The following is a 25,874-nucleotide window of genomic DNA, read 5'->3' as shown; positions in this document are numbered from 1 at the left end:
TGGGTCTTCTTTTGGGTGTCGCTGCGTGATTGATGGTGCGCAGTGGCTAAAAAATCGTCAATTCGCCAAAGAGGCTTAGTGTTCGATAATCGCACCAAAAACTAACCGGTTCGTACATTTTAATTGCTGCGGGTAGTCTGGGGGCGAATAATTTGCCATAAACAACAATTGCCGGGAGTCACCCATGCAACGTTCCATCGCCACCGTGTCTTTGAGCGGTACCCTGCCGGAGAAGCTCGAAGCCATTGCCGCCGCCGGGTTCGATGGGGTTGAGATCTTCGAGAACGACCTGTTGTATTACGACGGCAGCCCTCGGGAAGTTAGGCAGATGTGCGCCGACCTCGGCATTGCCATCACCTTGTTCCAGCCGTTTCGCGACTTTGAAGGCTGCCGCCGCGATCGCTTGGCGCGCAACCTGGAGCGCGCCGAGCGCAAGTTCGACCTGATGCAGGAACTGGGCACCGACCTGGTGCTGGTGTGCAGTAACGCTTCGGCCGATTGCGTCGGGGATGAACGCATCCTGCTCGACGACCTCGGCCTGTTGGCCGAACACGCCGGCCGTCGCGGCCTGCGCATTGGTTATGAAGCGTTGGCCTGGGGCAAGCATGTGAACACCTGGCAGCAGGTGTGGAACCTGGTGCGCCAGGTCGATCACCCGAGCCTTGGGGTGTTGCTCGACAGCTTCCACACGCTGTCGCTCAAGGGCGACCCGAGTGCCATCGCGCAGATCCCCGGCGACAAGATCTTCTTTGTGCAAATGGCCGACGCGCCGATCCTGGCCATGGATGTGCTGGAGTGGAGCCGGCATTTTCGCTGCTTCCCCGGCCAGGGTGAATTCGACTTGGCGGGGTTCCTCGCGCCGATCATCAAGAGCGGCTACACCGGGCCGTTGTCCCTGGAAATTTTCAACGATGGCTTTCGCGCCGCCCCAACCCGCGCGAATGCGGCGGATGGCCTGCGCTCCCTGCTGTACCTGGAAGAGAAAACCCGCGAGCGCCTGCAACAGGAGGCCCCCGCGCAACCTGTCGAGATTCTGTTTGATACCCCGGCGGCCAGCGAATACGACGGTATTGAGTTCCTTGAGTTCGCCGTGGATGAAAACCTCGGCGCCAAGCTCACCCATTGGCTGGAACGCCTGGGTTTCGTCAAGGCCGGCCAGCACCGCTCCAAGAGCGTGAGCCTGCTGCGCCAGGGCGACATCAACCTGATCCTCAACTGCGAACCCTATTCCTTCGCGCATAACTTTTTCGAGGCCCATGGGCCGTCGTTGTGCGCCACGGCGATTCGGGTCAAGGACAGCGCCAAGGCCCTGGAACGGGCGGTGGCCTACAAGGGCCAGCCCTATCGCGGCCTGGTCGGGCCCAACGAGTTGGAGCTGGCGGCAGTACGTGCGCCGGACGGTAGCCTGATTTACCTGGTGGATCAGAGTGAGGGGGGGATCTACGACACCGACTTCAATCTGCAAGCGTCCAGCGCTGCCGGCGGTGGTTTGCTGCGCATCGACCATATGGCCATGGCCTTGCCGGCCGACAGCCTCGACAGCTGGGTGCTGTTCTACAAGAGCCTGCTGGATTTCGAAGCCGATGACGAAGTGGTGCTGCCCGACCCTTACGGCCTGGTGAAGAGCCGTGCGCTGCGCAGCCGTTGCAGCTCGATTCGCTTGCCGCTGAATATTTCCGAGAACCGCAACACCGCGATTTCCCACGCGCTGTCGAGCTATCGCGGCTCGGGTGTGCATCACATTGCCTTTGACTGCGCGGATATTTTTGCCGAAGTGCGCCGTGCCAAGGAGGCCGGGGTGCCGCTGCTGGATATTCCGCTCAACTACTACGATGACCTGGCCGCGCGCTTTGATTTCGATGATGAGTTCCTCAGCGAACTGGCGTACTACAACGTGTTGTACGACCGTGACGCCCAGGGCGGTGAGTTGTTTCATGTGTACACCGAGCCCTTCGAAGGACGGTTTTTCTTCGAGATCATCCAACGCAAGAACGGTTACGCCGGCTACGGCGCGGCCAACGTAGCGGTGCGCCTGGCGGCGATGGCCAAATCCCGCAGCGGCGCGGTGCGCCAGGCGCGTTTATAACGGTGGGCCAGGTGCTTCCTTCGTAAGACGCCTCGGCCCATAATCGCGGCCTGCACAATAAAAATGGCCGTGAGCGCACCATGACCTCAAGTCCCGAACTCCCCGCGGTGTCAGACGCACCGCGCAAGAGTCGTAAGAACAACCCGGAAAAGACCCGCGAGAACATTCTCCAGGAAGCCATCGTCGAGTTTGTTCAGCAGGGCCTGTCCGGCGCTCGCGTGGATGCCATCGCCGAGCGCATCCATACCTCCAAACGCATGATCTATTACTACTTCGGCAGCAAGGAGCAGTTGTACGTCGAGGTGCTGGAGAAGCTCTACGGCGATATTCGCAACACCGAAACGCGGATGAACCTCACCGCCCTGGAACCGCGTGAGGCGATCCGGCGGCTGGTGGAGTTCACCTTCGATCACCACGATCAGAACGTCGATTTCGTGCGAATCGTCAGCATCGAAAATATCCACAATGCCGAGTACGTGAAACGCACCGAAACCATCAAGGCGATGAACAGCAAAATCCTCGAGGGGCTAGGGGTGACGTTGCGCCGGGGCGCCGAGATGGGGCTGTTTCGCGAAGGGCTGGAACCGTTGGACGTGCACCTGCTGATCAACTCATTCAGCTTTTACCGGGTGTCCAACCGCCATACGTTCAGTGAGATCTTTCAGATCGACCTGTCGGATGAGGCGGTTAAACAACGGCATCGCGAGATGATTTGCGAATCGGTGCTGCGCTACCTGCAGGCCTGAGTACACCGCCTGACCCAATGGGGGAGGGCGCTTGCACCCCCCCTCCCACATTTCAGCTGTTCATGCTCTTGAAGTGCGCGAGCATCCGCTGCGCATCCGGCACCTCGCCACTGAACAACTCAAACGCCTTCACCGCCTGGAACACCGCCATGTTGCCGCCATCCAGGGTGCGGCAGCCCAAGGCGCGGGCATCGCGCAGCAGTTCGGTTTCCAGCGGGAAGTACACAATTTCAGCCACCCACAGTTCGGCTCTCAGCAGGGCCGCGGGCACCGGTGTGCCGGGCAGCTTGGCCATGCCCATGGGCGTGGTGTTGACCAAGCCATCGGCTTCGGCCATGGCGTTTTCAAGGTGGGTGCCGACCTGGGCGCGGCCGGCGCCGAAACGCTGGGCGAGGTTATCCACAAGGTCGCGGGCGCGGCTGGCGTCCACGTCGAAAATACTCAAGTGTTCCACACCTTCTGCCAATAGCGCATGTGCCACCGCTGCGCCGGCACCGCCCGCGCCCATCTGCACCACGCGTTGGCGCGGCACATCGTTGAGGTTGCGGCGAAAGCCTTCGGCAAATCCCAGGCAGTCGGTGTTATGGCCGATGCGCTTGCCGTCCTTGAACACCACGGTGTTGACCGCGCCGATGCCTCGGGCCTCGTCGGACAAATCATCGAGCAACGGCAGGATTGCCTGCTTGCACGGGTAGGTAATGTTCAACCCGGTGAAGTGCATCAACTCGGCAGCCTCCAGCAGGTCGGGCAGGGCGTTGATGTCCAGGTGCAGGGGCTCAAGGTCAATCAGGCGATACAGGTAGCGCAAGCCTTGGGCGTCGCCTTCCTGCTCATGCAGCGCAGGGGTGCGGGAAGCCTGGATGCCGGCGCCGATCAGGCCGGCGAGGATGCGCGGTTTCATCGGGCCGACCCCTTCAACAACTGGCTGAAATGTTCCAGGGCCAAGTGGTAGCCATGGCTGCCAAAGCCCGCGAGCACCGCCTTGGCGATGGGCGACACAAACGAGTGATGCCGAAACGCCTCGCGCGCATGCACATTGGATAAGTGCACCTCGATCACCGGCACTTCACTGGCCACCAAGGCGTCGCGAATGGCCACCGAGGTGTGGGTCCAGGCTGCCGGGTTGATCACGATACCGGCGCAGCGAGCGCGGGCGCCGTGGATCCAGTCGAGCAGTTCGCCTTCGTGGTTGGTCTGGCGGAATTCGATTTTGAGCCCCAGTTGTTCAGCGCTGCGGCCGCACAGGGCAGCGACGTCGGCCAGGGTTTCGTGGCCGTAGGTCGCAGGCTCGCGGGTGCCGAGCAGGTTGAGGTTGGGGCCGTTGAGCACCAGCACGATGGGCGGCATACGGGGGATCTCCACAGTTCTTGTTGGTTGTGGGGATAAAATGTACTGGTTAGTTAATTTGGTCAATTGATGACGGCAGATGTGTTCGATTACCGAACCGTTAATCAGACGTGTCCGGCGCTCGACTCAGATTAGATATCAATTGAAAATCATTCTCGACAACGCTTAAGATGCCCGCCTGTTTCCTTTACATTCCAGGGAGTCGGTTTGTCGGACGTGGATCTCAAAGGCCTGTTTCTCAAGCACGCCGATACCCTGCGCGGGTATCTGGCGCGCAAGGTACGGGACCCGCTGTTGGCGGCCGACCTGGTACAGGAGAGCTTCCTGCGCCTGGCGGAAAAACCCGCTGGCGAGCGTATCGACAACTCCCAGGGCTATCTCTATCGAACGGCGAGCAATCTGCTGATCGACCATATTCGCCAGGAAGCGCGGCGCAAGACAGACTCCGTGCCCCATGAGGCGCTGGCCGAGATTGAAGATGAAGTGGCCGGGTTGGAGGCTCAGGCAATGGCGCAGCAACAGCGACAGGCATTGAAGCAGGCGTTGGCGGAATTGCCGGAACGCACCCAGCAGATCTTCCGTCTGAACCGTATAGAGGGCATGACCCACGCCCAGGTCGCCCGGCATTTGGATATCTCCGACAGCTCCGTGCAAAAGCACCTGGCCAAGGCGCTGGCATATGTGATGCAGCGCTTGCAGGACGGCGAGGTGGAGCCAGCCGACGAATGAATTACGGAAAAACCTCAGCTCAGACGTCACAGCGTCATATAACGAAAAATTCGAGATTCACACGTGAATAGCCAGGGTCCGCAACAGCACAGCATTACCGAGGAGGCCGCCGAGTGGGCGGTGCGCCTGCACGCCGGTGCCCTGACCGACCAGGAGCAGGCCGAGCTGCGCCAGTGGATCGCCTGCGACAGCCGCCACGAAGCGGCGCTGCGCTTTGCCGAACAGACCTGGGCGGCGTTGGGCGAGGTGCATAAGGACGAGACCGTTCACCGCCAGCGCCCCGCGACCGCAGCGCTGCCTGTGCGTCGCTCCCTGCGGCGCAGGCCCTGGCAGCGTGCGGCGGCGGTCGCGCTGGTCGTGGTGGTGGCCGGCGTCGGCTGGCTGCGCGGGCCGGACACCTGGCTGCGCATGCAGGCCGACTATGTCACCCAAAAGGGCGAGGTACGCACCGTGCACTTGGCCGATGGCAGCACGGTGGAGCTGGATTCCGCCAGTGCCATCCGCCTGGATTACGACGGCGTGCAGCGGCGTATCAGCCTGATCCAGGGCTCGGCGATTTTTGATGTGGCGCCGATGGTGGGTCAGGAGACCCGTCCGTTCGTGGTACAGAGCGCCGGCGGGCAGACGCGGGCGCTGGGCACGCGGTTTGTGGTGGAGCGCGAGGCCGACCGCCGTGCTTGGGTGGGCGTGTTGCAGCACAGCGTCGAGGTGTCTTTGCACGCTTCGCCGAAAAAAGGCCCGAGCGATCGGGTGCTCCAGGAGGGCCAGGCTGCTAGCTACAACGCCCAGGAGGGGGTGGTGCCCCTGGATCAATTCGATGTATACCGTGCCACCAGTTGGCGACGCGGCGTGCTGATCTTTGATCGCCAGCCCCTGGCCAAGGTTATTGAGCAGCTCAATCGCTACCGTCCGGGGCGGGTGGTGTTGACCCATTCCGATTTGGGCGAGCGCGAAGTCAGCGGCGTCTTCCGTCTCGACATGCTCGACAGCGCCCTCGGAACGCTCACCCAGGAACTCCAAGTGCAACGCTTGGACCTGGCAGGCCTCAGCCTGATCTATTGATGACCCGGTGGGAGGCCTGCTCTCACCCGCTTAAAACCCCCTGCGCAAAAACTTTTTAAAAAACCTTACTGACTTCCTGCGCCTCGTACGTCTTGCTAGGTGAGAAGCATTCGCATAAACAAACATACGATCAGCGCAGGGAAACCAGAAATGTCAGCACTCACCAAGGGGCGTATCACCGGTAGCCGGTTAGCCCTGGCCATCCACTTGGGGCTGTTCGCGGCGGCCGCTCCCGTGTATGCGGTGCAGCCTCAGGTGGACGCTTCCCAGTCGGCGGTGCGGGTGTTCGATGTCCCGGCGCAATCCTTGGGCAGTGCCGTATTGGCCTTTGCCGACCAGGCCGGTCTGCAGGTGCTGTTCGACAGCCCGCGCCTGCAAGGCTTGAGCAGCACCGCGCTCAAAGGCAGCTTCAGCGTGCAGGAAGGGCTTGGCCGTTTGCTCGGTGCCACGCCGGTGGAATATCGCTTTACCGGTGAGCGCCAGGTCACCCTCAACCGTGTCAGCGACGACCACGACGGCGCCATGACCGTGGGCACCACCACCATCACCGGCAACACCAACGGCCAGGCCAGCGACTGGGTGTACCAGACCCCAAAGTCCGTGGCGGTGATCAGCCGCGACATGATCGATAAACGTCCGCCCCGTCATGCCGCCGACATGCTCGAAGAAACCGCCGGCGTCTACACCGCCGTCAACCAGCGCGACCCTGGTCTGTCGGTGAATATTCGCGGTGTGCAGGACTATGGCCGGGTGAACATGAACATCGACGGCATGCGCCAGAACTTCAACGTCAACGGCCACCAGCAGCGCAACGGCACCATGCTGATCGACCCGGAGTTCATCTCCAGCATCGAGATCGACAAGGGCAGCCAGTCGGGGCAAGGCGGTGCGGCCGTGCTGGGCGGCATTGCTTCGTTCAAGACCCTGGATGCCAGTGAGTTCCTCAAGGACGGCAAGGACTACGGCGGCCGCCTTCGCGCCGGCAGCGGCATCGGTGAGCTGGGTAACGGCACCGACTTCAACGGCAGTGGCGTGTTTGCCTTTGGTGATGAGCGCGGCGATGTCGTGCTGGGCTACAGCGAGCGGCATTTCGGTAACTACCGCGCCGGCAGGCACAACGACGACAACCTGGGCACCAACCTGCGCGCCAGGTCATCTGCCCCTGCGGCCTTCGACGACTGGTTGAACAGCGAAGTCGGCGACACCGGCAGCGTGACCCGCTCGCAGATCGTCAAGTTCGGCCTGAACCTGCCCAACGACCAGCGCGTGCAGTTGAGCTACCTGGAAACCGACACCGACAGTAACGATGCCTGGGGCTATATCGCCAACGACCTTCAGAGCACCTACTACGTACGCACCAGCAAAAACAACCTCAACGCCAAAAACGTCGCGCTGGACTACAGCTATAGCCCGGACAACCCGCTGATCGATCTCAAGGCCAAGCTCTATTACGTCACCACCCAGATGGATCGCAGCAACGCCCCCAACCTGTCGTCGCCAGGTACCGGTAACTACGTCGGCGCCTACACCGATCACTTTCAGACCGACACCTGGGGCCTGCAGGGTGACAACACCTCGCGGTTTGATTTCGGCGAACAGGGGCATGTCACCTGGAACTACGGGGTGGAGCTGTATCAGGACGAGTTCAAGCCCCGCACCAACAAAGTTGAAGCCACCAACAACCTGGGCTTGTTGCCTTACGCAGAGGGCAGCACGCCAGGGGGCAAACGCACCATCGCCAGCCTGTTCAACAACGCGCAGTACGAATATGGCGGCTGGCTGGCCCTGGATGCGGGCTTGCGTTATGACCGCTATCGGCTCGAAGGCGAAACCGGCATGACCCTGTACCGGCGTGATCGCTTCTACAACAGCCTTGTCGGCGCCAGGCGTGTCTCGGAAGTGATGGAGGTCGACCGTGAAGAAGGCCAGTTTTCCCCCACCTTCGGTCTCGCGGTGAAACCGGGCGTGGACTGGCTGCAGCTCTATACCCGGTGGGGCAAGGGCTGGCGGCCACCGGCGGTGACCGAAACCTTCATGACCGGCCGACCCCACGGTGGCGGTTCGGGAGAGCGCGTATTTCCCAACCCCTACCTCAAGCCTGAAGAGTCACGGGATTGGGAAGTGGGCATGAATGTTTTCAAGGAAGACTTGTTTTTCAGTGACGATCGCCTCGGCATGAAGGTGGCGTACTTCGATACCCGGATCGAAAACTTCTCTTTCCTCAACACCAGCGTCAGCTTGCCGGAAACCCAGGTGGGTGGATTCCTCGGGACCATGGCTTACGTCAATAACACCAACCCGACACGTTTTCGCGGGGTTGAATACCAGCTCAATTACGACATGGGCCGCGCGTACGCCAACCTCAGCTACACCCACATGATCGGCAGCAATGAGTTCTGCTCGAAGAACTATTACATGGGCGGTGCCAAGACCACCGGGCCAAGGACTACTCGCCTGGAGCGTTTCACCCTGCCGGATGGGCGCATCGGCATACGGCCGGTCACCACCTATGAGGTGTTGGATGACGACGTCGCCAACAACAAGGAAAGCTGCGGGCGAATCATGGGTAACGCCACGTACATGCCGGCCGATCGCGGCTCGCTGACCCTGGGTACGCGCTTCCTGGAAAAACGCCTGGATACGGGTGTGCGTGTGCGCTACAGCTCGGGCAACGGCGAAAACCTCAATCAGCAGGGCTACGAGCTGATGGATCAGGCGATGTGGCCCAAGTACACGCTCTATGACCTGTACGCCAGTTACTGGATGACGGATCAACTGAACATTGCACTGGCGTTGGAAAACGCCACCGATGAAGCCTATTTCGTCGCCATGGGCGACGCCAACAACCTCAGCCTGGCGCGCGGGCGAACCCTGAGCGGCATGTTGGAATACAAATTCTGATCAGCGTGCGCAGGCACCTGATCAACGGTTTTGCCCATGGGTGGGCAAAAAGGCGCGCCGCACCGGCGTGCTCATCAACAACGTTGTTTAACGAGGTTTAGCGATGACTATTTCTGTTAGCTACGATTCGGGCCTGGGTTCTCTGTCGGTATCGGACTACCTGAGCTCCTGGGCAGTGGGGTTCAACACTGCAGGGCACGGCACCAGCAACACCGGCGGTTTCAGCAACGGCACCCTCAGCGGCGACCAGTATTCGACCCACGGCGCCAACAACTCCGAGTACGCGTTCATCGCCGACAGCGACACCAGCAATGGCCTGCACTATGTGTTCAACCCGTCGTTGCCCGCCAGCAGCAACCTGAACCACTACCTGTGGGGCGACCTGGATAACGTGCAACTGGGTACAGGCCTGGGCGGCGGCAGTGGCAGCGACTTCTCCCTGAGCGACTTCAAGGTCGCGTTCAACGGCCTCGACCTGAGCGCCGCCGAGGGCGCCGGCCGGGCTGGCAACGACGTACAGAGCGTGATCTACGGTTTGATGCAGGGCAACACCGCCGCGCTGGAAACCGTGCTCAACAACCTGCTCGACGACTTCGGCCTGTCCACTGCCAGCACCTTCGACGAAGTGTCTGCGGGCCTGGCGGCACACGCCAGCGCAGTGTCCACCGATGTTGCCCTGGTGGGCGTGCAGGACGTGGCACAGGACTGCGCACTCGCTGCCTGAACCTGCTGCTGCATGAAAAAGCGAATGGAAGATCGCTCTCCCATTCGCTGCATTACACCGCCGTCGCCCAAGCCTTCTAACTCTTCCGGCGACGGCGGTGCCGAATTCTGCGCAGCGTCGTATCGGCTGTCAACGCGGCGACGCTGCACGTTCAACCCCACGAGAATCCCCAGATGCGCCACGCCGGCAACGAAACCCTGGCCGCCCTCACGGCCTATAAAAGTGGCTTCTTCAACATCGGCCTGTTTTCGGCGGTGATCAACCTGCTGATGCTGGCCCCGGCGTTGTACATGCTGCAGGTGTACGACCGGGTGCTGGCCTCGGGCAATCAGATGACCCTGCTCATGCTGACGTTGATGATCCTCGGCCTGTTCGGCCTGATGGGCGCGCTGGAGTGGGTGCGCAGCCAGGTGGTGATCCGCCTCGGCACGCAGATGGACATGCGCCTGAACCAGCGGGTCTACGACGCCGCGTTCGAAGCGCAACTCAAGGGCGGCACCCAGGCGGCAGGCCAGGCGTTGCATGACCTGACCACCTTGCGCCAGTTTGCCACCGGCCAGGCGCTGTTCGCGTTTTTCGATGCGCCGTGGTTTCCGGTGTACCTGCTGGTGATCTTCCTGTTCCACCCCTGGCTTGGCCTGCTGGCGCTGGGCGGCGCGGTGATGCTGATCGCGTTGGCGTGGATCAACCACCATGTCAGCCAGGCGCCGATGGCCGAGGCCAGCCAACTGTCCATCCACGCCAGCCAGCAGGCCACGGCCAACCTGCGCAATGCCGACAGCATCGAAGCCATGGGCATGCTCGCCACCTTGCGCGGGCGTTGGTTCCACCAGCACCAGGCGTTCCTCGCCGAGCAAAACCTGGCCAGTGAAAAGACCGCCGCCGTCACCGCCTGGTCCAAGGGCGTGCGCCTGGCCTTGCAATCGCTGGTACTCGGCCTGGGCGCGTTGCTGGCGGTGCAGGGCGATATCACGCCAGGGATGATGATTGCCGGCTCGATCCTGATGGGGCGGGTGCTGAGCCCCATCGACCAATTGATCGGCGTCTGGAAACAATGGGGCTCGGCGCGCCTGGCCTACGAGCGCTTGTCGCAGTTGCTGGCGGCCAACCCGGCGCGACCGCCGCGCATGAGCCTGCCGGTGCCCAAGGGCCAGTTGAGCGTCGAGCACATCAGCGCCTGCGCCCCCGGCAGCCGTCGGCCGGCGCTGGTGAACCTGGGGTTCAACCTGCCAGCGGGGGACGTGCTCGGCGTGATCGGACCTTCCGGCTGCGGCAAATCCACCCTGGCGCGGGTGCTGGTGGGCGCCTGGGCACCGCTGGCCGGCAAGGTGCGGCTGGACGGCGCCGACCTGGCCCAGTGGGACAAACAGCAACTCGGCCCGCACATCGGCTACCTGCCCCAGGACATTCAATTGTTCGCCGGCAGCATCGCCGACAACATCGCACGGTTTGCCGAACTGGATACCGACAACGTCCTGGCCGCCGCGCAAATGGCCGGCGTACATGACCTGATCCTGCAACTGCCCCAAGGCTATGACACGCAATTGGGGGAGGGCGGTGCGGGGTTGTCCGGTGGGCAAAAGCAACGCGTGGCCCTGGCCCGTGCGCTGTACGGCCTGCCGGCGTTGATCGTGCTGGATGAGCCCAACGCCAACCTTGACGAAGTGGGCGAGCAGGCGCTGCTCCAGGCCATCACCCAGCTTAAGCAGCAGCGCCGCACGGTGATCCTGATTACCCACAAAGCCAATGTACTGAGCCTGACCGACCAGTTGCTGATCCTCAAGGACGGCCAGTTGCAGGCCTTTGGTCCGACGGCGCGGGTGCTGGAGGCGCGGCAGAAACCGGCAGCCTCCAAACCGGTGTCGACCCTGAGCATGAGCTACCGCCTCGGTGAAGGAAAGCAGGCATGAGCATGAGTAAGCCGGTGCTGGTCAGCGACCGCCCTCACACGGTGTTGGCGCTGGATGACAAAAACTATTCGCGCCTGGGCTGGTGGCTGGTGCTCGGCGGCTTTGCCGGATTTATCGGCTGGGCCGCGTTGGCGCCGCTGGACAAGGGCGTGGCGGTGTCGGGCAAGGTCATGGTCTCTGGCCATCGCAAGACCGTGCAGCATCCTGCCGGGGGCATCGTCGAGCGTATCGAGGTGCGTGACGGTGATGTGGTCAACGCCGGCCAGGTGCTGTTGCGCTTGAAGGAGACGCCCTTGCGCGGGCAGATGCAGTCGCTGCGCAGCCAGTACCTGGCGTCCCTGGCCAGTGAGGCGCGCTTGAGTGCGGAAAGCGAAGGTCTGCCCGCCATCACCTTCGGTCCTGAATTGCTCAACGAGCCGGAGGCCGCCAACACCCTGAATCTGCAACGGCAACTGTTCACCAGCCGCGCCCAGGCGCTGGCCACCGAGCAGCAAGGCCTGCGCGAAACCATCGCTGGCGCCGAGGCGCAGTTGCGCGGCACGCGGGATTCCCAGGCGAGCAAGCTGCAGCAACGCGCGGCATTGAATGAGCAACTGCAAGGGCTGCGCGAGTTGGCGCGCGATGGCTATATCCCGCGCAATCGCCTGCTCGACAGCGAGCGCCTGTACGCCCAGGTCGACGGCGCGATTGCCGAAGACTACGGACGCATCGGCCAGTTGCAGCGCCAGGTTCTGGAACTGCGCCTGCGCATCCGCCAGCTCGGCGAAGACTTCCAGAAAGACCTGCGCGGTCAGTTGGCCGAGACCCGCACCCGCAGCGACGACCTGCGCAACCGCCTGGCCTCGGCCGAGTTCGAACTGGCCAACAGCCTGGTGCGGGCGCCGGCCTCGGGGGTGGTGGTGGGGTTGGAGGTGTACACCGAAGGCGGGGTGATCAAGCCCGGCCAGGCGCTGATGGACATCGTGCCCCAGGGCGAAGCGTTGTGGGTGGAAGCGCGGGTGCCGGTGCAAATGATCGACAAAGTGCATCCGGGCCTACCGGTGGAGTTGCTGTTCTCGGCCTTCAACCAGGCCACCACCCCACGGGTGGCCGGTGAGGTGACGCTGGTCTCCGCCGACCGCCAGGTCGATGAGCGCACCGACGAGCCTTATTACACCGTGCGCGCCCAGGTCAGTGCGGCGGGCATGCAACAACTGGACGGCGTGCGGATTCGTCCGGGCATGCCGGTGGAAACCTTCATCAAGACCGGTGAGCGTTCGATGCTCAACTACCTGTTCAAACCCTTGCTGGACCGTACCCACATGGCCCTGGTGGAAGAATGAAGGCACTGTTTTTTACCCTGTGCCTGAGCGTTACACCGGCGGCACATGCCTTGGGTTTGCTCGACGCCTACGACCTCGCCCTGCGCAATGACCCGACCTTCCAGGCCGCCATCCAGGAGCGCGAGGCCGGTGAAGAGAACCGCGTGATCGGCCGTGCAGCGTTATTGCCGAACTTGTCCTGGAGCTATAACAACTCGCGCAATGAATCCGAAGTTACCCAAAGCACCGCCGTCGGCGATGTCACCAGCGACCGTGATTACCGCAGCTATGCCTCGACCCTGACTTTGCAGCAACCGTTGCTGGACTACGAAGCCTATGCGCGCTTTCGTCAAGGCACGGCTCAGGCGCTGATGGCCGATGAGCGTTTTCGCGGCAAGAGCCAGGAACTGGCCGTGCGCGTGCTCAGCGCCTACAGCCAGGCGCTGCTGGCGCAGGAACGCATCGAGTTGAGCCGTGCGCAGAAGCGTGCGTTTGCCGAACGCCTGCAACTCAATGATCGTCTGCTCAAAGGCGGCGAAGGCACGCGCACCGATGTACTGGAAACCCAGGCGCGCTTGAGCCTGGCCCAGGCAGAGGAAATCGAGTCGCTGGACGCCCAGGACAGCGCCTTGCGCGAGCTGGAAGCGATTGTCGGCCAGCCGTTGCAGGTCGAAGAGTTGGCCCCCCTGACCCGTCCATTCGACATCCCGCCGCTGGAGCCCAATCGCTTCGAAACCTGGCGTGAACTGGCCATGGCCAACAACCCCGAACTCAAGTCCCAGCACCACGCGCTGGACGTGGCCTCTTACGAAGTCGAGCGCAAACGCGCCGGGCACATGCCCAAGGTCAGCCTGTACGCCAGCAGCCGCCAGACCAGCTCCGATTCGGAAAGCAGCTACAACCAGAAGTACGACACCAACAGCGTCGGTATCCAGGTCAGCCTGCCGTTGTTTGCCGGCGGGTCGGTATCGGCCTCTACGCGCCAGGCGGCCAATCAACTGTCCCAGGCCCAATACGAGCTGGACGCACATACCTCGGCGACGCTGGTGGAGCTGCGCAAGCAGTTCAACCTCAACACCAGTGGCGCGGCGAAAGTGCGTGCCTACGAGATGGCTGTCAGCTCCGCCACCGCGCTGGTCACTGCGACCAAAAAGAGCGTCAGCGGCGGTGAGCGGGTCAACCTCGACGTGCTCGACGCCGAGCAACAACTGTTCACCGCCCGCCGCGACCTGGCGAATGCGCGACATGCGTATCTGCTGGCCAGGATTCAGTTGAAGTATTACGCGGGGTTGCTGAGTGAGCAGGACTTGCGGGCGTTGGCGGGGTATTTCCAGCCTTCGGCATGAGTGGTTACAACCCGGCATTCGCCGGGTTTTTTGTGGTTACTAATCTGTGAAACAGCTTCGAGACGATGGAGCCGGTTGTCGGGTGGCAGGAGGGAAATTGTTACCTGGCGGAAAATAACCTAACGGATGGGTTACGATGAAAGTAGGTGCTTACAAGGGGGATGTCATCTCGGTGTTTATCAGGGACGAGCATTGCCCGCCTCATGTACATGTCAGGGGCAAGGGGTGGGATGCGCGGTTTCGTTTCAGTTTTTTGGATGGGGACGTTGAGTTGTGGGATGTAGAGCCTGAACGGAGGCGGCCAGCCACTGCGGTTCTGAAGGAAATACGCGAGGTAATCATGCAGCGACATTATCTGGCACGGGCGCGCAGGATTTGGTGGGAAAAACTGCAAACGGTTTGCCTGGAGAACCATTCCTGGAACTGGGACACCAGTGAATTGGTTCCAGGGTTAGTCATTCGACGTGGTGTCTACGTTATCGCAAGCGCCTGGCACGACGCCTTAGCGCAACGGACCATTTTGAATCTGGTAAGAGCGCCAGATTGCGTAGGGATTAATTTATGAAAATCGTAAAAGCCAAAGTCATACCTTATGTACCTCTCACTGACGCCGACGTCGACAAGGCAATCGCCCGCGGCCGCAGGCTAAAGCGCCTGTACGCCAACGCCAGCAATGTGCGTTACGAAAACGATTGCATCTCCATCGGCTTCAGCGACGGCAGCCGCGTCATGTTGCCGGTGGCCGGCCTGCCGGAGTTCGAAGGGTTTTCAGAGGAAGATTTCCAGCAGTTGGAAGTCAGTTTCGGTGGCAAGGCCATTAGCTGTGAGGCCCAGGATCTGGATGTTTCGATCACGGGCCTGATCGCCACAAGCCAGCCGCTGATGGACCTGGCTACCAGCCTGGTAGCATCACGCAACGGTCGCAAGAGCAGCGCTGCCAAATCCGCCGCCGCCCGCGCCAATGGCAAGAAGGGCGGCCGGCCACGCAAGAAGGAACCTGAGGACGCTGAATTACCGCCGGGTCAATAACACCCCGGATTCCATATGGTGCGTCCACGGGAACTGGTCAAACATCGCACACTGGGTAATGCGGTGGGTGTCATGCAGTTGCGCAATATTCGCTGCCAGCGTCTCCGGGTTGCAGGAGATGTACAGGATGTTGTCGAAGCGCCGGGTCAGTTCGCAGGTGTCCGGGTCCATGCCGGCGCGGGGCGGGTCGACGAACACGCTACCGAATTCGTAGCTTTTGAGGTCGATGCCGTGCAGGCGGCGGAATGGGCGCACTTCGTTCAGCGCTTCGGTAAGTTCTTCGGCGGAGAGGCGCACCAGGGTGACGTTACTCACCGCGTTTTCATCGAGGTTGCTCAGGGCCGCATTCACCGAGGTCTTGCTGATCTCGGTAGCCAGCACTTTACGCACACGGGTGGCCAGGGGCAGGGTGAAGTTGCCGTTGCCGCAATACAGCTCCAGCAAGTCATCCGGGCGATCGCCCAAGGCTTCGTATGCCCAGTTGAGCATCTTCTGGTTCACCGTGCCGTTGGGCTGGGTGAACGCGCCTTCGGGTTGACGGTAGCTGAAGGTGCGGCCGCCGACGTCGAGTTTTTCCACCACGTAGTCGTGGCCGATCACATCGCGCTTGCCCTTGGAGCGGCCGATGATGCTCACATTCAAATCAGCCGCCAGCTTATTCGCCGCGGTGTGCCAGTGCTCGTCCAGCGGGCGGTGATAACACAGGGTGATCATCGCGTCGCCGGCCAGGGTGGTGAGGAACTCCACCTGGAACAGCTTGTGGCTCAGGGCGGCGCTGGCTTGCCAGGCGGCCTTGAGCTGCGGCATCAACTGGTTGATGCGCTGGCTGGCGATGGGGAATTCTTCGATCAGGATCGGCGTGCGCTTGTCGTCCTGGGAAAACATCGCGTAGTGGCGTTCACCGCCTTCGCGCCACAAGCGGAACTCCGCCCGCAGGCGGAAGTTCTGCAGAGGCGACTCGAAGACCTGCGGCTCGGGTGCGTCGAACGGTGCCAACAGGTCACGCAAGCGCGTGACCTTGTCTTGCAGTTGAGCGGTGTAGCGTGTGGCGTCAAAAGTCATGCGTTGAACCAGCCCAGCTTGATCACGAACAGAATCGACAGAATCACCAGTGCCGGGTTGAGCTCACGGTAGCGGCCCGAAAGCAGCTTGATGGCGGTCCAGGCGATGAAACCGAAGGCAATGCCGTTGGCGATGGAGTAAGTGAAGGGCATCGCCAGGGCGGTGATCACCACCGGCGCTGCAACGGTAATGTCATCCCAGTCGATTTCGGCCAGGCCTGAGGTCATCAATACGGCGACGAACAGCAGCGCCGGCGCGGTAGCAAAGGCCGGTACGCTGGCGGCCAGCGGCGAGAAGAACAGCGCCAGCAGGAACAGGATCGCCACCACGATGGCGGTCAAGCCGGTACGGCCACCGGCGCTTACGCCCGCAGCGGATTCGATGTAGCTGGTGGTGGTCGACGTACCCAGCAGGGAACCGGCCATGGCGGCGGTACTGTCGGCGATCAGCGCACGGCCCATTTTCGGCATGTGGCCGTCCTTGCCCATCAGCCCGGCGCGCTTGGCCACGCCGATCAGGGTGCCGGAGTTGTCGAACAGGTCGACGAACAGGAAGGCGAAGATCACGCTGACCAGGCCGATGTCCAGCGCGCCCTTGATATCCAGCTGCAGGAAAGTCGGGGCCAGGGACGGCGGCATGGACATCACGCCGCCGAACGCGGTGACGCCCAGCAGAATGGAGACGATGGTCACCGCCAGGATGCCGATCAGCACCGCGCCGCGTACGGCCAGGGCTTCCAGCGCAACGATCAGCATGAAGCCGAGGATGGCCAGGATAGGCGCCGGCTTGGTCAGGTCGCCCATGCCCACCAGGGTGTTGGGGTTGCCGACCACGATCCCGGCGTTGTGCAGGGCGATCAGTGCCAGGAACAGGCCGATACCGGCGGCAATCGCCGAACGCAGGGGCAGGGGAATGCTGTTGATGATCCACTCACGGATACGGAAGATCGACAGCAGGAAGAACAGCACCGCCGAAATGAATACCGCACCCAGCGCAACCTGCCAGGTGTGACCCATGTGCAACACCACGGTGTAGGTAAAGAAGGCGTTGAGGCCCATGCCCGGTGCCAGCGCGATCGGGTAGTTGGCGATCAGGCCCATCACGGTCGAACCGATGGCCGCCGCCAGGCAGGTCGCGACAAATACCGCGCCCTTGTCCATGCCGGTCTCGCCGAGGATGCTCGGGTTCACGAACAGGATGTAGGCCATGGCCAGGAATGTCGTGATGCCCGCGAGGATCTCGGTGCGCACGTTGGTGTTGTGTGCCTTGAGTTGAAACAGCTTTTCCAGCATGCCTGCTCCCTGTGACGCTATGTTGCGTCGTTATTTGTTGACCTCTAAGTCAAAGCACAAACTGCGCCAAGCGCCTGTGGTTCCAGAGAGGATCGGAAAAAGCGGCGCATCATACCAGCAGCCGAGGCTGTGTGGCGCATGGCCTTGAGGCATACTGCGGCGACGTTCAACAGCAGGTCATCGACAGCATGAAAAAAGCCAACGCGTGGAGTCTAGCCCTGATCCCTTGTCTCGGCCTGTGGTTGGGCGCGGCACCGGTGTGGGGCGCGACTGCACCGCCCTTGAGCGAGGTGCGCGTGTTCAAGGTCGAATCGGCGCACTGCACGGAAACCATCCCGGAGCGCGCGCAAAGCACCCAGATGTGCACGCACCGTGGGCCCACCCAAGTGTCGGTGATGGAAGTCGGCCTGGGTAACAACCCGGTGGGTCGCTTCAATGGTGCCGAACTGAACGGGCAACGTACGCCCGTGTGCCAGGTCGGCAGCATCAGCGAAGCCTGCAGCGGGACGGGCACGCTGATGGGCTACATCTATGTATTTGACCTGAATGTCCAGGCCCAAGGCTGGTTCGAATACAGCAACTCGTCGATCAACGGCCCGCGGAATACCTTGAAGACCCTGCTCAATATCCGCTGATCAATCAGCTTGAACGCTCAAAAAACCGGGAAGTCGTACCCCTGAGACGGCGATTTTCCTGAACGCCGCGGACGTACACCAACCCGTGAGGTGTTTATGAGCGCGACCCCCAATGGCGCGGCGGCCCAACCGTTCGTCGCCCACTCCATATGCTTGACCCTCAATGGTCAGGACCGTCAACTCGAGGTATTGCCCTGGACCACGTTGCTGGATTTGCTGCGCGAGCAACTGGACCTGGTCGGCAGCAAAAAAGGCTGCGACCACGGCCAATGCGGTGCGTGCACAGTATTGCGCGACGGCAAACGCATCAACGCCTGCCTGACCCTGGCGGTGATGTGCGACGGTGCCGAGCTGACCACCATCGAAGGCCTGGCCGACGGCGACCAACTGCACCCGATGCAGCAAGCCTTCATCAAGCACGACGCCTTCCAGTGCGGCTACTGCACGCCCGGGCAGATTTGCTCCGCCGTCGGCCTGGTCAATGAAGGCCGTGCCCACGACAGTGCACAGATCCAGGAGCTGATGAGCGGCAACCTGTGCCGCTGCGGCGCCTACAGCAATATCCGCGATGCCATCGAAGAGGCTTTGCCGGCGTGCCGCGCCCAGGGAGGTGAGCAATGAATCCCTTCCAGTACAGCAAACCGGCGGATGTCCACGCAGCCGTGCACCTGAGCAGCGCCGCGTCGCGCTTTATTGCCGGCGGCACCAACCTGCTGGACTTGATGAAAGAAAACATCAGCCGCCCCGAGCACCTGATCGATATCACCGGCCTGCCGCTCAATGAGATTGAACAAACCGCCGAGGGTGGCCTGCGCATCGGCGCGCTGGTGAGCAATGCCGACCTGGCCTGGCACCCGCTGATCGAACAGCGTTACCCGTTGCTGTCCCAGGCGATCCTTGCCGGTGCTTCGCCGCAACTGCGCAATATGGCCAGTACCGGCGGCAACCTGTTGCAGCGCACCCGTTGCTACTACTTCTATGACGCCAGCGTGCCCTGCAACAAGCGTGAACCCGGCAGCGGCTGCCCGGCGCGCACAGGCTTGAACCGTATCCATGCGATCCTTGGTGCCAGCGAACAGTGCGTGGCAACTCACCCGTCGGACATGTGTGTGGCCCTGGCGGCTCTGGAGGCGCGGGTGCATGTGCAAGGGCGTGGTGGCGCGCGGGTTATCGAGTTTGCCGACTTCCATCGCTTGCCCGGTGATGCGCCGCAACGCGACAACCAACTGGCCGACGATGAGTTGATCACCGCCATCGAATTGCCCGCCGACCACCTGGCCCGTCACAGCCATTACCTGAAAATCCGCGACCGCGCGTCTTACGCGTTTGCCTTGGTTTCGGTGGCCGCCGCTCTCGAGTTGGACGGCGATCGAATCGTCGACGCGCGCCTGGCCCTCGGCGGCGTGGCCCATAAACCCTGGCGTGACCGTGCGGTGGAAGCCTCGTTGATCGGCCAAGTGGTCAGCCGCGAAACCTTCAGCAATGCCGCCGACGCGATGCTGCAAGATGCCGAGCCGCTGGAACACAACGGCTTCAAGATCAAGCTGGCGCGCCGCGCAATCATCCGTGCCCTGAGCGACGCCGCCGTCGCAGGAGATCGCCCATGACCGCTATTGGCAAACCCCTGGACCGTGTCGACGGTCTGCTCAAGGTCACCGGCCAGGCGCGTTATGCCGGTGAGTTTCCCGAGGACGGCCTGCTCCACGGCAGTGTGGTGTCCAGCACCATCGCCAAGGGCCGTGTGCTGGCGATCGATGCGTCCAGGGCACTGGCCCTGCCGGGCGTGGTGGCGGTTATCCATCACCTCAACCGGCCGACAATCGCCCGTTACGACGATGCCTTCCAGGATGACGATGCGGCGGACGGCTCACCGTTTCGCCCGCTGTATAACGACCGTGTGCTGTACAGCGGCCAACCCCTGGCCCTGGTGATCGCCGACAACCTTGAACTGGCGCGACATGCCGGCTCGCTGGTAGCGATCGACTACGCACGGGAAGACTTCGAGACCGACCTGCTCGCCCAGCAGAAACAGGCCCATGCTTCACCGCAGGCGCCGCCCCAGCCGCGCGGCAATTTCCAGGCCGAGTGGGCCGCTGCCGCCGTCAGCCTCGACCTGCACTACAGCACCCCCATCGAACACCACAACCCCATGGAACCCCACGCCAGCACCGTGCTGTATCAGCCGGACGGCACCCTGCATATCCATGACAAGACCCAGGGCCCGCAGAACTGCCAGGCCTATGTGCAAGACGTGTTCGGCCTGGATAAAAGCCAGGTGCGGATCTTCGCCGCATTCGTCGGCGGCGCGTTCGGCTCGGGTTTGCGCCCGCAGTATCAATTGCCGCTGGCGGTGATGGCGTCCCTGGCGCTCAAGCGCTCGGTGCGCGTCACCCTGACCCGCCAGCAGATGTTCACCTTCGGCTACCGCCCGCGCACCTTGCAGCGTTTGCAGATGGGCGCCGCCGCCAATGGTCGCCTGCTGGCATTGGGGCATACGGCGATTGGCCAGACCTCGCGCTTCGAAGACTTCAGCGAGCACGTGGTGGAGTGGAGCGGCATGCTCTATCACTGCGACAACGTGCAACTGACCTACAAACTGGTGCCGCTGGATGTATTCACGCCCCTGGACATGCGCGCGCCCGGCGCTGCCTTGGGCGTGATCGGCCTGGAGTGCGCCATGGACGAATTGGCCAGCGCCTTGGGCATGGACCCGGTGCAACTGCGGCTGGTCAACTACGCCGAGCGCAACCAGAACGAAGACAAGCCCTGGTCGAGCAAGGCCCTGCGCGAGTGTTACAGCGAAGGCGCCGAACGCTTCGGCTGGAGCCAGCGCAACCCGGAACCGCGCAGCATGCGCGACGGCTGCCAGTTGATCGGCTGGGGCATGGCCGGTGGTGTGTGGGAGGCCATGCAGATGAAGGCCAGCGCCAAGGCGCGCATCGACGCCGAGGGCAAGCTGACCGTCAGCAGCGCCACCACGGACATCGGCACCGGCACCTACACGGTGATGACCCAGATCGCGGCGCAGGCCAGTGGCGTGGCGGTTGAGGACGTGGTGTTCCTGCTCGGCGACTCTTCATTGCCCACGGCGCCGCTGCAAGGCGGCTCGTTCACCGTGTCGTCCGTCGGCACCGCCGTGCAGCAAGCCTGCGAAGCGTTGAGCGCGAGGCTACTGACCATTGCCCGGCAGACTTACCCGGTGTTCAAGGATGCCGAGTCCGTGCGTTTTGAAGACGGCCAACTGCACACCGGCGACGTGAGCGTGTCGTTGGCACAGCTGGTCAAGGACAGCGGTGAAGAGAGCGTGGAAGTCCAGGTCGACAGCGAGCCGGACAAGAAACGCGAGGGCTACGCCACCGCGACCCATTCGGCGGTGTTCGTCGAAGTGCGGGTGGATGAAGACTTGGGCACGATCAAGGTCAGCCGCGTGGTCAGCGCCATTGCGGCCGGGCGGGTGGTCAACCCGAAGATGGCCCGCAGCCAGATCCTCGGCGGGGTGGTGTGGGGCATCGGCATGGCCCTGCATGAAGAGACCCAGATCGACCATCAGTTGGGTCGCTACATGAACCACAGCCTGGCCGAGTACCACATTCCGGTAAATGCCGATATCGGCGAGATTGACGTGGTGTTTGTCGAGGAACATGACGAGATCGTCAACGCCCTTGGGTCCAAGGGCGTGGGAGAGATCGGCATTGTCGGGGTGGCGGCGGCGGTGGCGAATGCGGTCTACCATGCCACCGGCAAGCGGGTGCGAGAGTTTCCGATCACCCTGGATAAGGTGCTCTAGAGCACCTTATCCAACGGTTTACAGGTCAATGTAGAGTTCTGTCTTGTCTCGGGATTGAATAAGCGAGGGGCCCTTGCCGGGGATTGCATCGTCGACACTAACCCCGGTGGCGCCTGTCAACTGAGATATGCCTCGAATCGCAGGTTCGCCGTCATAGGTGAACACATGGTCGCTGCCGACTCTTGCAACCCATTTGGACTGCGGGTTTGCGGCTTGGTCGTGCTCGATCAGTTTGGTTGCGTAGTAGTTCATGTTTTTGAGACGTGTGGACTTCGGTTCTACTGAAGGCACATCAATCGCTTTGACTCGAACACCATGCGCTCGCATGGTCAACAGAAGCTCTCGATTGGTGTATGCCCCGTGTGTACTGTGGGCGCGGTCAATCAATCGCAAATTCGATCTTAGCGCGGGTGAAAATTCACCGGTTTCGTAAAACCTGTCCAGATCGGGCTGCAACGAATGCTCGAACCCTTCCGAGTACAGTGTGGAGACATTGTTTCTCTCAAACTCGGCTGCATTATCGATCAGCAGTCGCAGACCGGCAGATTGGGAATGGTCTTCGCCAATAATCATGCCGAGGGATTTCTGGTAGACGGTATTGATGACCTCTGACATTGACGCATTGCCCGGGATATCCGAGTGAGCGGGGCGCTCCTTGGTCTTGGCCTTTTTATGGAAGGTGTCAGCGTCCTGCTTCATTCGCTTGTCGATTTTCTCGTTTGTCCTCGACGTTGATGCTTCTCCCTGTGCAGGGTAGTCGTACGCGGCGGGGTCAAAACTTTGCTCCGCCGAACCTCTTGACCACCATGGCCACCTTATTCCTCCCGGTCCGTTGATCGGCTCCCAGGCGCCGTCCTGGGTGGAGTGCACCGTCATCACAGGCTTTCTCGTCTCGGGATCAATAATGCGGGCATACCCGTCACTGAGTTTGAACCTACCGTCGATCTCATAGATACGGCTGATGTCTTCAGCATCGGTCAAACGGATAAACCACCTGTCTGCACCATCACTTCCTTTTACTTGATACATGCCTTTGGCGTTGGCATGAGCCCCCGAGATCAGTTGTTCTCCCTCCACGACGGCGTGGTTGCTGATATCGAGCCACTGTGACGGGCGCAGACGATTGACTTCGTCGGCAGTGGGCCCCGGATCGGGTACGGCGCTGACGGGTTCTTTTATTGGCTGGGTCGCAGGCGTTGCTGACGTGGGGCTGTTCGACTTGAGTGACGGTTTAGACTCGGGCAGGTTTTTCCTCGCGGGGCTGTTCGGTTTCAACGCAAGCCCATCTGCCAGGTCCCTTGTCTCCTGAACAGACAGCGCCTCATTTCGAAGCGCTTTGGCCAGCAGCGAAGACAGCATTCTGGCTTGGCCATAGGCAGGGATGAATCCCTGTGCGAAATCACCGACGTTTTTGAGCTCTGCGTCCAGCGTCGACTTGTCGAGACCGAATACCTTGCCAAGCTGATTGTTTGTATTCAAGTCAACCAACAGAGCACTGAATGGGTTGTCCAGGTAGCGCTCTACGGTGTCTGCGGTGGTTTTATTCACACCGAATACTTGCAAGGCATCCGCGATACCTGCAGAGGGGTGCTCAAGGTGTTTGAGAAACTCCTCGTAGAATCCCCGGAGATCGTTTGCTCCGACATTTTCAGCCGCTTCGTTCTGGACTTTGTACTTGAACTCGCCGAATGTGATTGGCACCAGTGGCTTGTGACTGTTCAAGCCATCTTTCACAAAATAGAAGTTGTGCTGTTTGTCTTGGCCCAGAAGGTTTCCGTAGGCGTCATAGGTAAACAAGACTGTTTCTCCGTCGGGTCGCTGCCCGGAATAAAGCAGTCGTCCGCTCGGTGAAGAGCTTTCCTCTTTAATATTCGTCAAGCCATTGACCGCAGTGGGCGGCGCAGTGGGGCCTTTATCCAGACGCCCGAAGATATTGTCGCCTTCATTGGCATAGGGGCCGACGATGGCGTTGATATCATTGTTTCTGAACCGAATCAGTGTATCGATAATCCGTGTTTTTTTTTCGGATGACTCACCGCCCGCAAAATGCTGGCTGAAGGACTCCAGTCGCTTGGGCTCGTTGGCCTGGGTTTTCACCCATGCGTTCATTTCTTCGGTGGTTGTGAATGAGTGAAGTGAACGACCTTCCTTTTCTGGAACAAATAGCACGATATTCGGCTCGTCAGGCACAGCCGGAACACGCTGAATAAATATGATGTCCCTGGCTTGGATGCCATCCACGGCAAAGGTCTTGACTTGCACTTGAGGGCTGTTTTTTTTACCCGGCCACATCACGGCATCGGCTATTTGGCTGACCTCTGGACTCATGTATCCGCTGTTCAGATCCTTTGCGACGCTTGTCGTGAACCGATCCTTGGCGTTCATCAGGATGTAGTTGTCGTTGGGTGTGTTCCAGGAGGCAGTCGGGAATAGGTGGGGGGTCGTCATCCCGATGGGGACGCTGGCATTATTCACGTTGTTCATCAACTGAGGGCCCGTCGAAAGGTATTTGGTTAGCACCGGATTATTCCAGTAATGTTGTAACCCTTACGTGACCCCAACTTAAGAACGCGTTCCATCTTCGGCCTGCATCCGTGCCTAAGTGCTTTTCTCTTCCACCGGCACATGCATACGATCCCGATTCGCCAGGGTCGGGAACAGTTTGATCCACACCCCGGTCACCACCAGCGTACCGATGCCGCCCATGACCACGGCGGGCACGGTGCCGAACCAATGGGCGGTAATCCCCGATTCGAACTCGCCCAATTGGTTGGAGGCACCGATAAACAGACCGTTGACCGCACTGACCCGTCCGCGCATTTCATCCGGCGTCTCCAGCTGCACGAAGGACGCACGGATCACCATGCTGATCATGTCCGCCGCGCCCAGCACCACCAGCACCGCCAGGGAAAACCAGAACGAGGTGGACAGGCCGAAGGCGATGGTCGCCACGCCGAATACGCCGACGGCGGTGAACATCACCCGGCCCACCTGCCGATCTACCGAAAAGCGCGCCAGCCACAACGACATCAACAACGCGCCCACCGCCGGCGCCGAGCGCAACAGGCCCAGGCCCCAGGCGCCGGTCAGCAGGATGTCCTTGGCGAACACCGGCAGCAACGCGGTGGCGCCGCCCAGCAGCACGGCGAACAGGTCGAGGGAAATCGCCCCGAGGATGTCCGGGCGACTGCGGATAAAGCGGATGCCGGCCAGCAGTGAATCGAGGGTGGCCTTGCCTTTGTTGAGCGGGGTCTGGCGGGCGGGCAGGTTGAGGGTCAGCACACAGGCAATGAGGTACAGCGCCACCGTGGGCCCATACACCCAGACGCTGCCGAAGGCGTATAGCAAACCACCGAGGGCCGGGGCGACAATGGTTGCCAGTTGCTGGGCCGACTGCGACGAGGCCACCGCACGCGGGAACAGCGCACTGGGCACGATGCTCGGCAGCAGGGCCTGGGTGGTGGGCATTTCAAACGAGCGCGCGGCGCCGAGCAGGAAGGCGAGGATAAAGATCATCTCGCGGGTCACGTTGCCGGTGAGGCCGCCGATGGCCAGGGAAAGGGCAATCAGCGCCTGCACGGTCTGGCAGATGGCCGCGACTTTGCGTCGCTCATAGCGGTCGGCCACATGCCCGGTGTGCAGCATGAACAGCACGCGCGGCACGAACTCCACCAGACCGACCAGCCCCAGGTCGAGCACGTTGCCGGTGAGTTGGTAGAGGTTCCAACCAATGGCCACGGTAAGCATCTGGAAGCCGCTGGCGGTGAAGATCCGTGCCAGCCAGAACGCAATGAAAGGGCGGTGGTGACGTAACAGCAACGTGGGTTCACTGGGCATCGGAAATTCAGGTCAAGGCCGGAGGGAAGGGGCAGATTAGCATCAAGCTGTAACAATTAGTTGCGAGAAGAAGGCTGAGG

General features: G+C 61.5%; 21 protein-coding genes. 15 read left to right on the top strand and 6 right to left on the bottom strand.

Annotated features, from left to right (window positions below):
- Positions 1-184 precede the first annotated feature (184 nt).
- Together quiC and V3W40_RS21435 are read left to right on the top strand one after the other, a co-directional pair.
- Entirely contained in the window at positions 185-2,086 is a 1,902-nt protein-coding gene (quiC, locus tag V3W40_RS21440) for a 3-dehydroshikimate dehydratase QuiC (RefSeq protein ID WP_027605288.1), read from the top strand.
- Between the two features lie 80 nt (positions 2,087-2,166).
- The gene (locus tag V3W40_RS21435) at positions 2,167-2,832 is read left to right on the top strand and encodes a TetR/AcrR family transcriptional regulator (protein ID WP_027605289.1); all 666 of its coding nucleotides are present in this window, start codon (positions 2,167-2,169) and stop codon (positions 2,830-2,832) included.
- Positions 2,833-2,884: 52 nt separating this feature from the next.
- Here the strand turns inward: V3W40_RS21435 and V3W40_RS21430 are convergent, their stop codons facing one another.
- Both V3W40_RS21430 and aroQ read right to left on the bottom strand, forming a co-directional pair.
- Complete coding sequence (locus tag V3W40_RS21430; RefSeq protein ID WP_065925005.1) at positions 2,885-3,733, bottom strand: shikimate dehydrogenase; 849 nt, start codon at positions 3,731-3,733, stop codon at positions 2,885-2,887.
- Positions 3,730-4,179: a type II 3-dehydroquinate dehydratase gene (gene aroQ / locus V3W40_RS21425; RefSeq protein ID WP_010206717.1), complete on the bottom strand. Its 450-nt coding sequence runs from the start codon at positions 4,177-4,179 to the stop codon at positions 3,730-3,732. Before aroQ ends, V3W40_RS21430 begins: the two co-directional genes overlap by 4 nt.
- Before the next feature lie 207 nt (positions 4,180-4,386).
- On the opposite strand from aroQ, the gene V3W40_RS21420 reads away from it, so the two are divergent.
- The 9 genes from V3W40_RS21420 (at position 4,387) to V3W40_RS21380 (ending at position 15,181) form a co-directional block, all read left to right on the top strand.
- Positions 4,387-4,908, top strand: coding sequence for an RNA polymerase sigma factor (locus V3W40_RS21420; protein WP_330215623.1), 522 nt, complete (start codon positions 4,387-4,389; stop codon positions 4,906-4,908).
- 63 nt (positions 4,909-4,971) lie between these two features.
- A complete protein-coding gene (locus tag V3W40_RS21415; RefSeq protein WP_330215622.1) occupies positions 4,972-5,970 on the top strand; it encodes a FecR family protein in 999 nt (332 codons plus the stop codon).
- Between the two features lie 150 nt (positions 5,971-6,120).
- Positions 6,121-8,871, top strand: a complete 2,751-nt coding sequence (locus V3W40_RS21410) for a TonB-dependent receptor (RefSeq protein WP_330215621.1) — start codon at positions 6,121-6,123, stop codon at positions 8,869-8,871.
- Positions 8,872-8,974: 103 nt separating this feature from the next.
- Positions 8,975-9,595, top strand: a complete 621-nt coding sequence (locus tag V3W40_RS21405; RefSeq protein ID WP_330215620.1) for a heme acquisition protein HasA — start codon at positions 8,975-8,977, stop codon at positions 9,593-9,595.
- Positions 9,596-9,768: 173 nt separating this feature from the next.
- A complete protein-coding gene (locus V3W40_RS21400; protein ID WP_137212007.1) occupies positions 9,769-11,505 on the top strand; it encodes a type I secretion system permease/ATPase in 1,737 nt (578 codons plus the stop codon).
- Positions 11,502-12,827, top strand: coding sequence for an HlyD family type I secretion periplasmic adaptor subunit (locus V3W40_RS21395; RefSeq protein WP_315872642.1), 1,326 nt, complete (start codon positions 11,502-11,504; stop codon positions 12,825-12,827). The genes V3W40_RS21400 and V3W40_RS21395 overlap by 4 nt, the downstream gene beginning before the upstream one ends.
- On the top strand, positions 12,824-14,152 hold the full coding sequence (locus V3W40_RS21390) for a TolC family outer membrane protein (RefSeq protein ID WP_330215619.1): 1,329 nt from the start codon (positions 12,824-12,826) through the stop codon (positions 14,150-14,152). Before V3W40_RS21395 ends, V3W40_RS21390 begins: the two co-directional genes overlap by 4 nt.
- Before the next feature lie 136 nt (positions 14,153-14,288).
- Complete coding sequence (locus tag V3W40_RS21385; protein WP_330215618.1) at positions 14,289-14,717, top strand: DUF4160 domain-containing protein; 429 nt, start codon at positions 14,289-14,291, stop codon at positions 14,715-14,717.
- Positions 14,714-15,181 carry a DUF2442 domain-containing protein gene (locus V3W40_RS21380; protein ID WP_065924162.1) on the top strand — a complete coding sequence of 156 codons (468 nt, stop codon included), beginning with the start codon at positions 14,714-14,716 and terminating at the stop codon, positions 15,179-15,181. Before V3W40_RS21385 ends, V3W40_RS21380 begins: the two co-directional genes overlap by 4 nt.
- On the opposite strand, the gene trmA is transcribed toward V3W40_RS21380, so the two are convergent.
- Both trmA and V3W40_RS21370 read right to left on the bottom strand, forming a co-directional pair.
- Complete coding sequence (gene trmA / locus V3W40_RS21375) at positions 15,164-16,243, bottom strand: tRNA (uridine(54)-C5)-methyltransferase TrmA (protein WP_330215617.1); 1,080 nt, start codon at positions 16,241-16,243, stop codon at positions 15,164-15,166. The two genes, V3W40_RS21380 and trmA, sit on opposite strands and share 18 nt — an antisense overlap.
- Positions 16,240-17,535, bottom strand: coding sequence for an NCS2 family permease (locus V3W40_RS21370; protein WP_053137959.1), 1,296 nt, complete (start codon positions 17,533-17,535; stop codon positions 16,240-16,242). The genes trmA and V3W40_RS21370 overlap by 4 nt, the downstream gene beginning before the upstream one ends.
- 188 nt (positions 17,536-17,723) lie before the next feature.
- Here V3W40_RS21370 and V3W40_RS21365 point away from each other — a divergent pair, with 188 nt between their 5' ends.
- The 4 genes from V3W40_RS21365 to V3W40_RS21350 all read left to right on the top strand — a co-directional run bounded on the left by V3W40_RS21365 (position 17,724) and on the right by V3W40_RS21350 (position 21,957).
- Complete coding sequence (locus tag V3W40_RS21365) at positions 17,724-18,170, top strand: DUF4879 domain-containing protein (RefSeq protein ID WP_065924176.1); 447 nt, start codon at positions 17,724-17,726, stop codon at positions 18,168-18,170.
- A 96-nt stretch (positions 18,171-18,266) separates the two neighbouring features.
- Positions 18,267-18,791: a (2Fe-2S)-binding protein gene (locus V3W40_RS21360; RefSeq protein WP_330215616.1), complete on the top strand. Its 525-nt coding sequence runs from the start codon at positions 18,267-18,269 to the stop codon at positions 18,789-18,791.
- A complete protein-coding gene (locus tag V3W40_RS21355) occupies positions 18,788-19,777 on the top strand; it encodes an FAD binding domain-containing protein (protein WP_330215615.1) in 990 nt (329 codons plus the stop codon). The genes V3W40_RS21360 and V3W40_RS21355 overlap by 4 nt, the downstream gene beginning before the upstream one ends.
- Positions 19,774-21,957, top strand: a complete 2,184-nt coding sequence (locus V3W40_RS21350) for a xanthine dehydrogenase family protein molybdopterin-binding subunit (RefSeq protein ID WP_330215614.1) — start codon at positions 19,774-19,776, stop codon at positions 21,955-21,957. Before V3W40_RS21355 ends, V3W40_RS21350 begins: the two co-directional genes overlap by 4 nt.
- Before the next feature lie 18 nt (positions 21,958-21,975).
- Here V3W40_RS21350 and V3W40_RS21345 read toward each other — a convergent pair whose 3' ends face one another.
- Together V3W40_RS21345 and V3W40_RS21340 are read right to left on the bottom strand one after the other, a co-directional pair.
- A complete protein-coding gene (locus tag V3W40_RS21345; RefSeq protein WP_330215613.1) occupies positions 21,976-24,441 on the bottom strand; it encodes a membrane-targeted effector domain-containing toxin in 2,466 nt (821 codons plus the stop codon).
- 114 nt (positions 24,442-24,555) lie between these two features.
- Entirely contained in the window at positions 24,556-25,794 is a 1,239-nt protein-coding gene (locus tag V3W40_RS21340; RefSeq protein ID WP_065924168.1) for an MFS transporter, read from the bottom strand.
- Between the last annotated feature and the right edge of the window lie 80 nt (positions 25,795-25,874).

It is taken from the genome of Pseudomonas sp. AM8 (assembly GCF_036346475.1).
Classification (GTDB): domain Bacteria; phylum Pseudomonadota; class Gammaproteobacteria; order Pseudomonadales; family Pseudomonadaceae; genus Aquipseudomonas; species Aquipseudomonas marginalis.
Note: the sequence above shows the minus strand (reverse complement) of the source record. Positions and strands in the feature narration are given on the sequence as shown.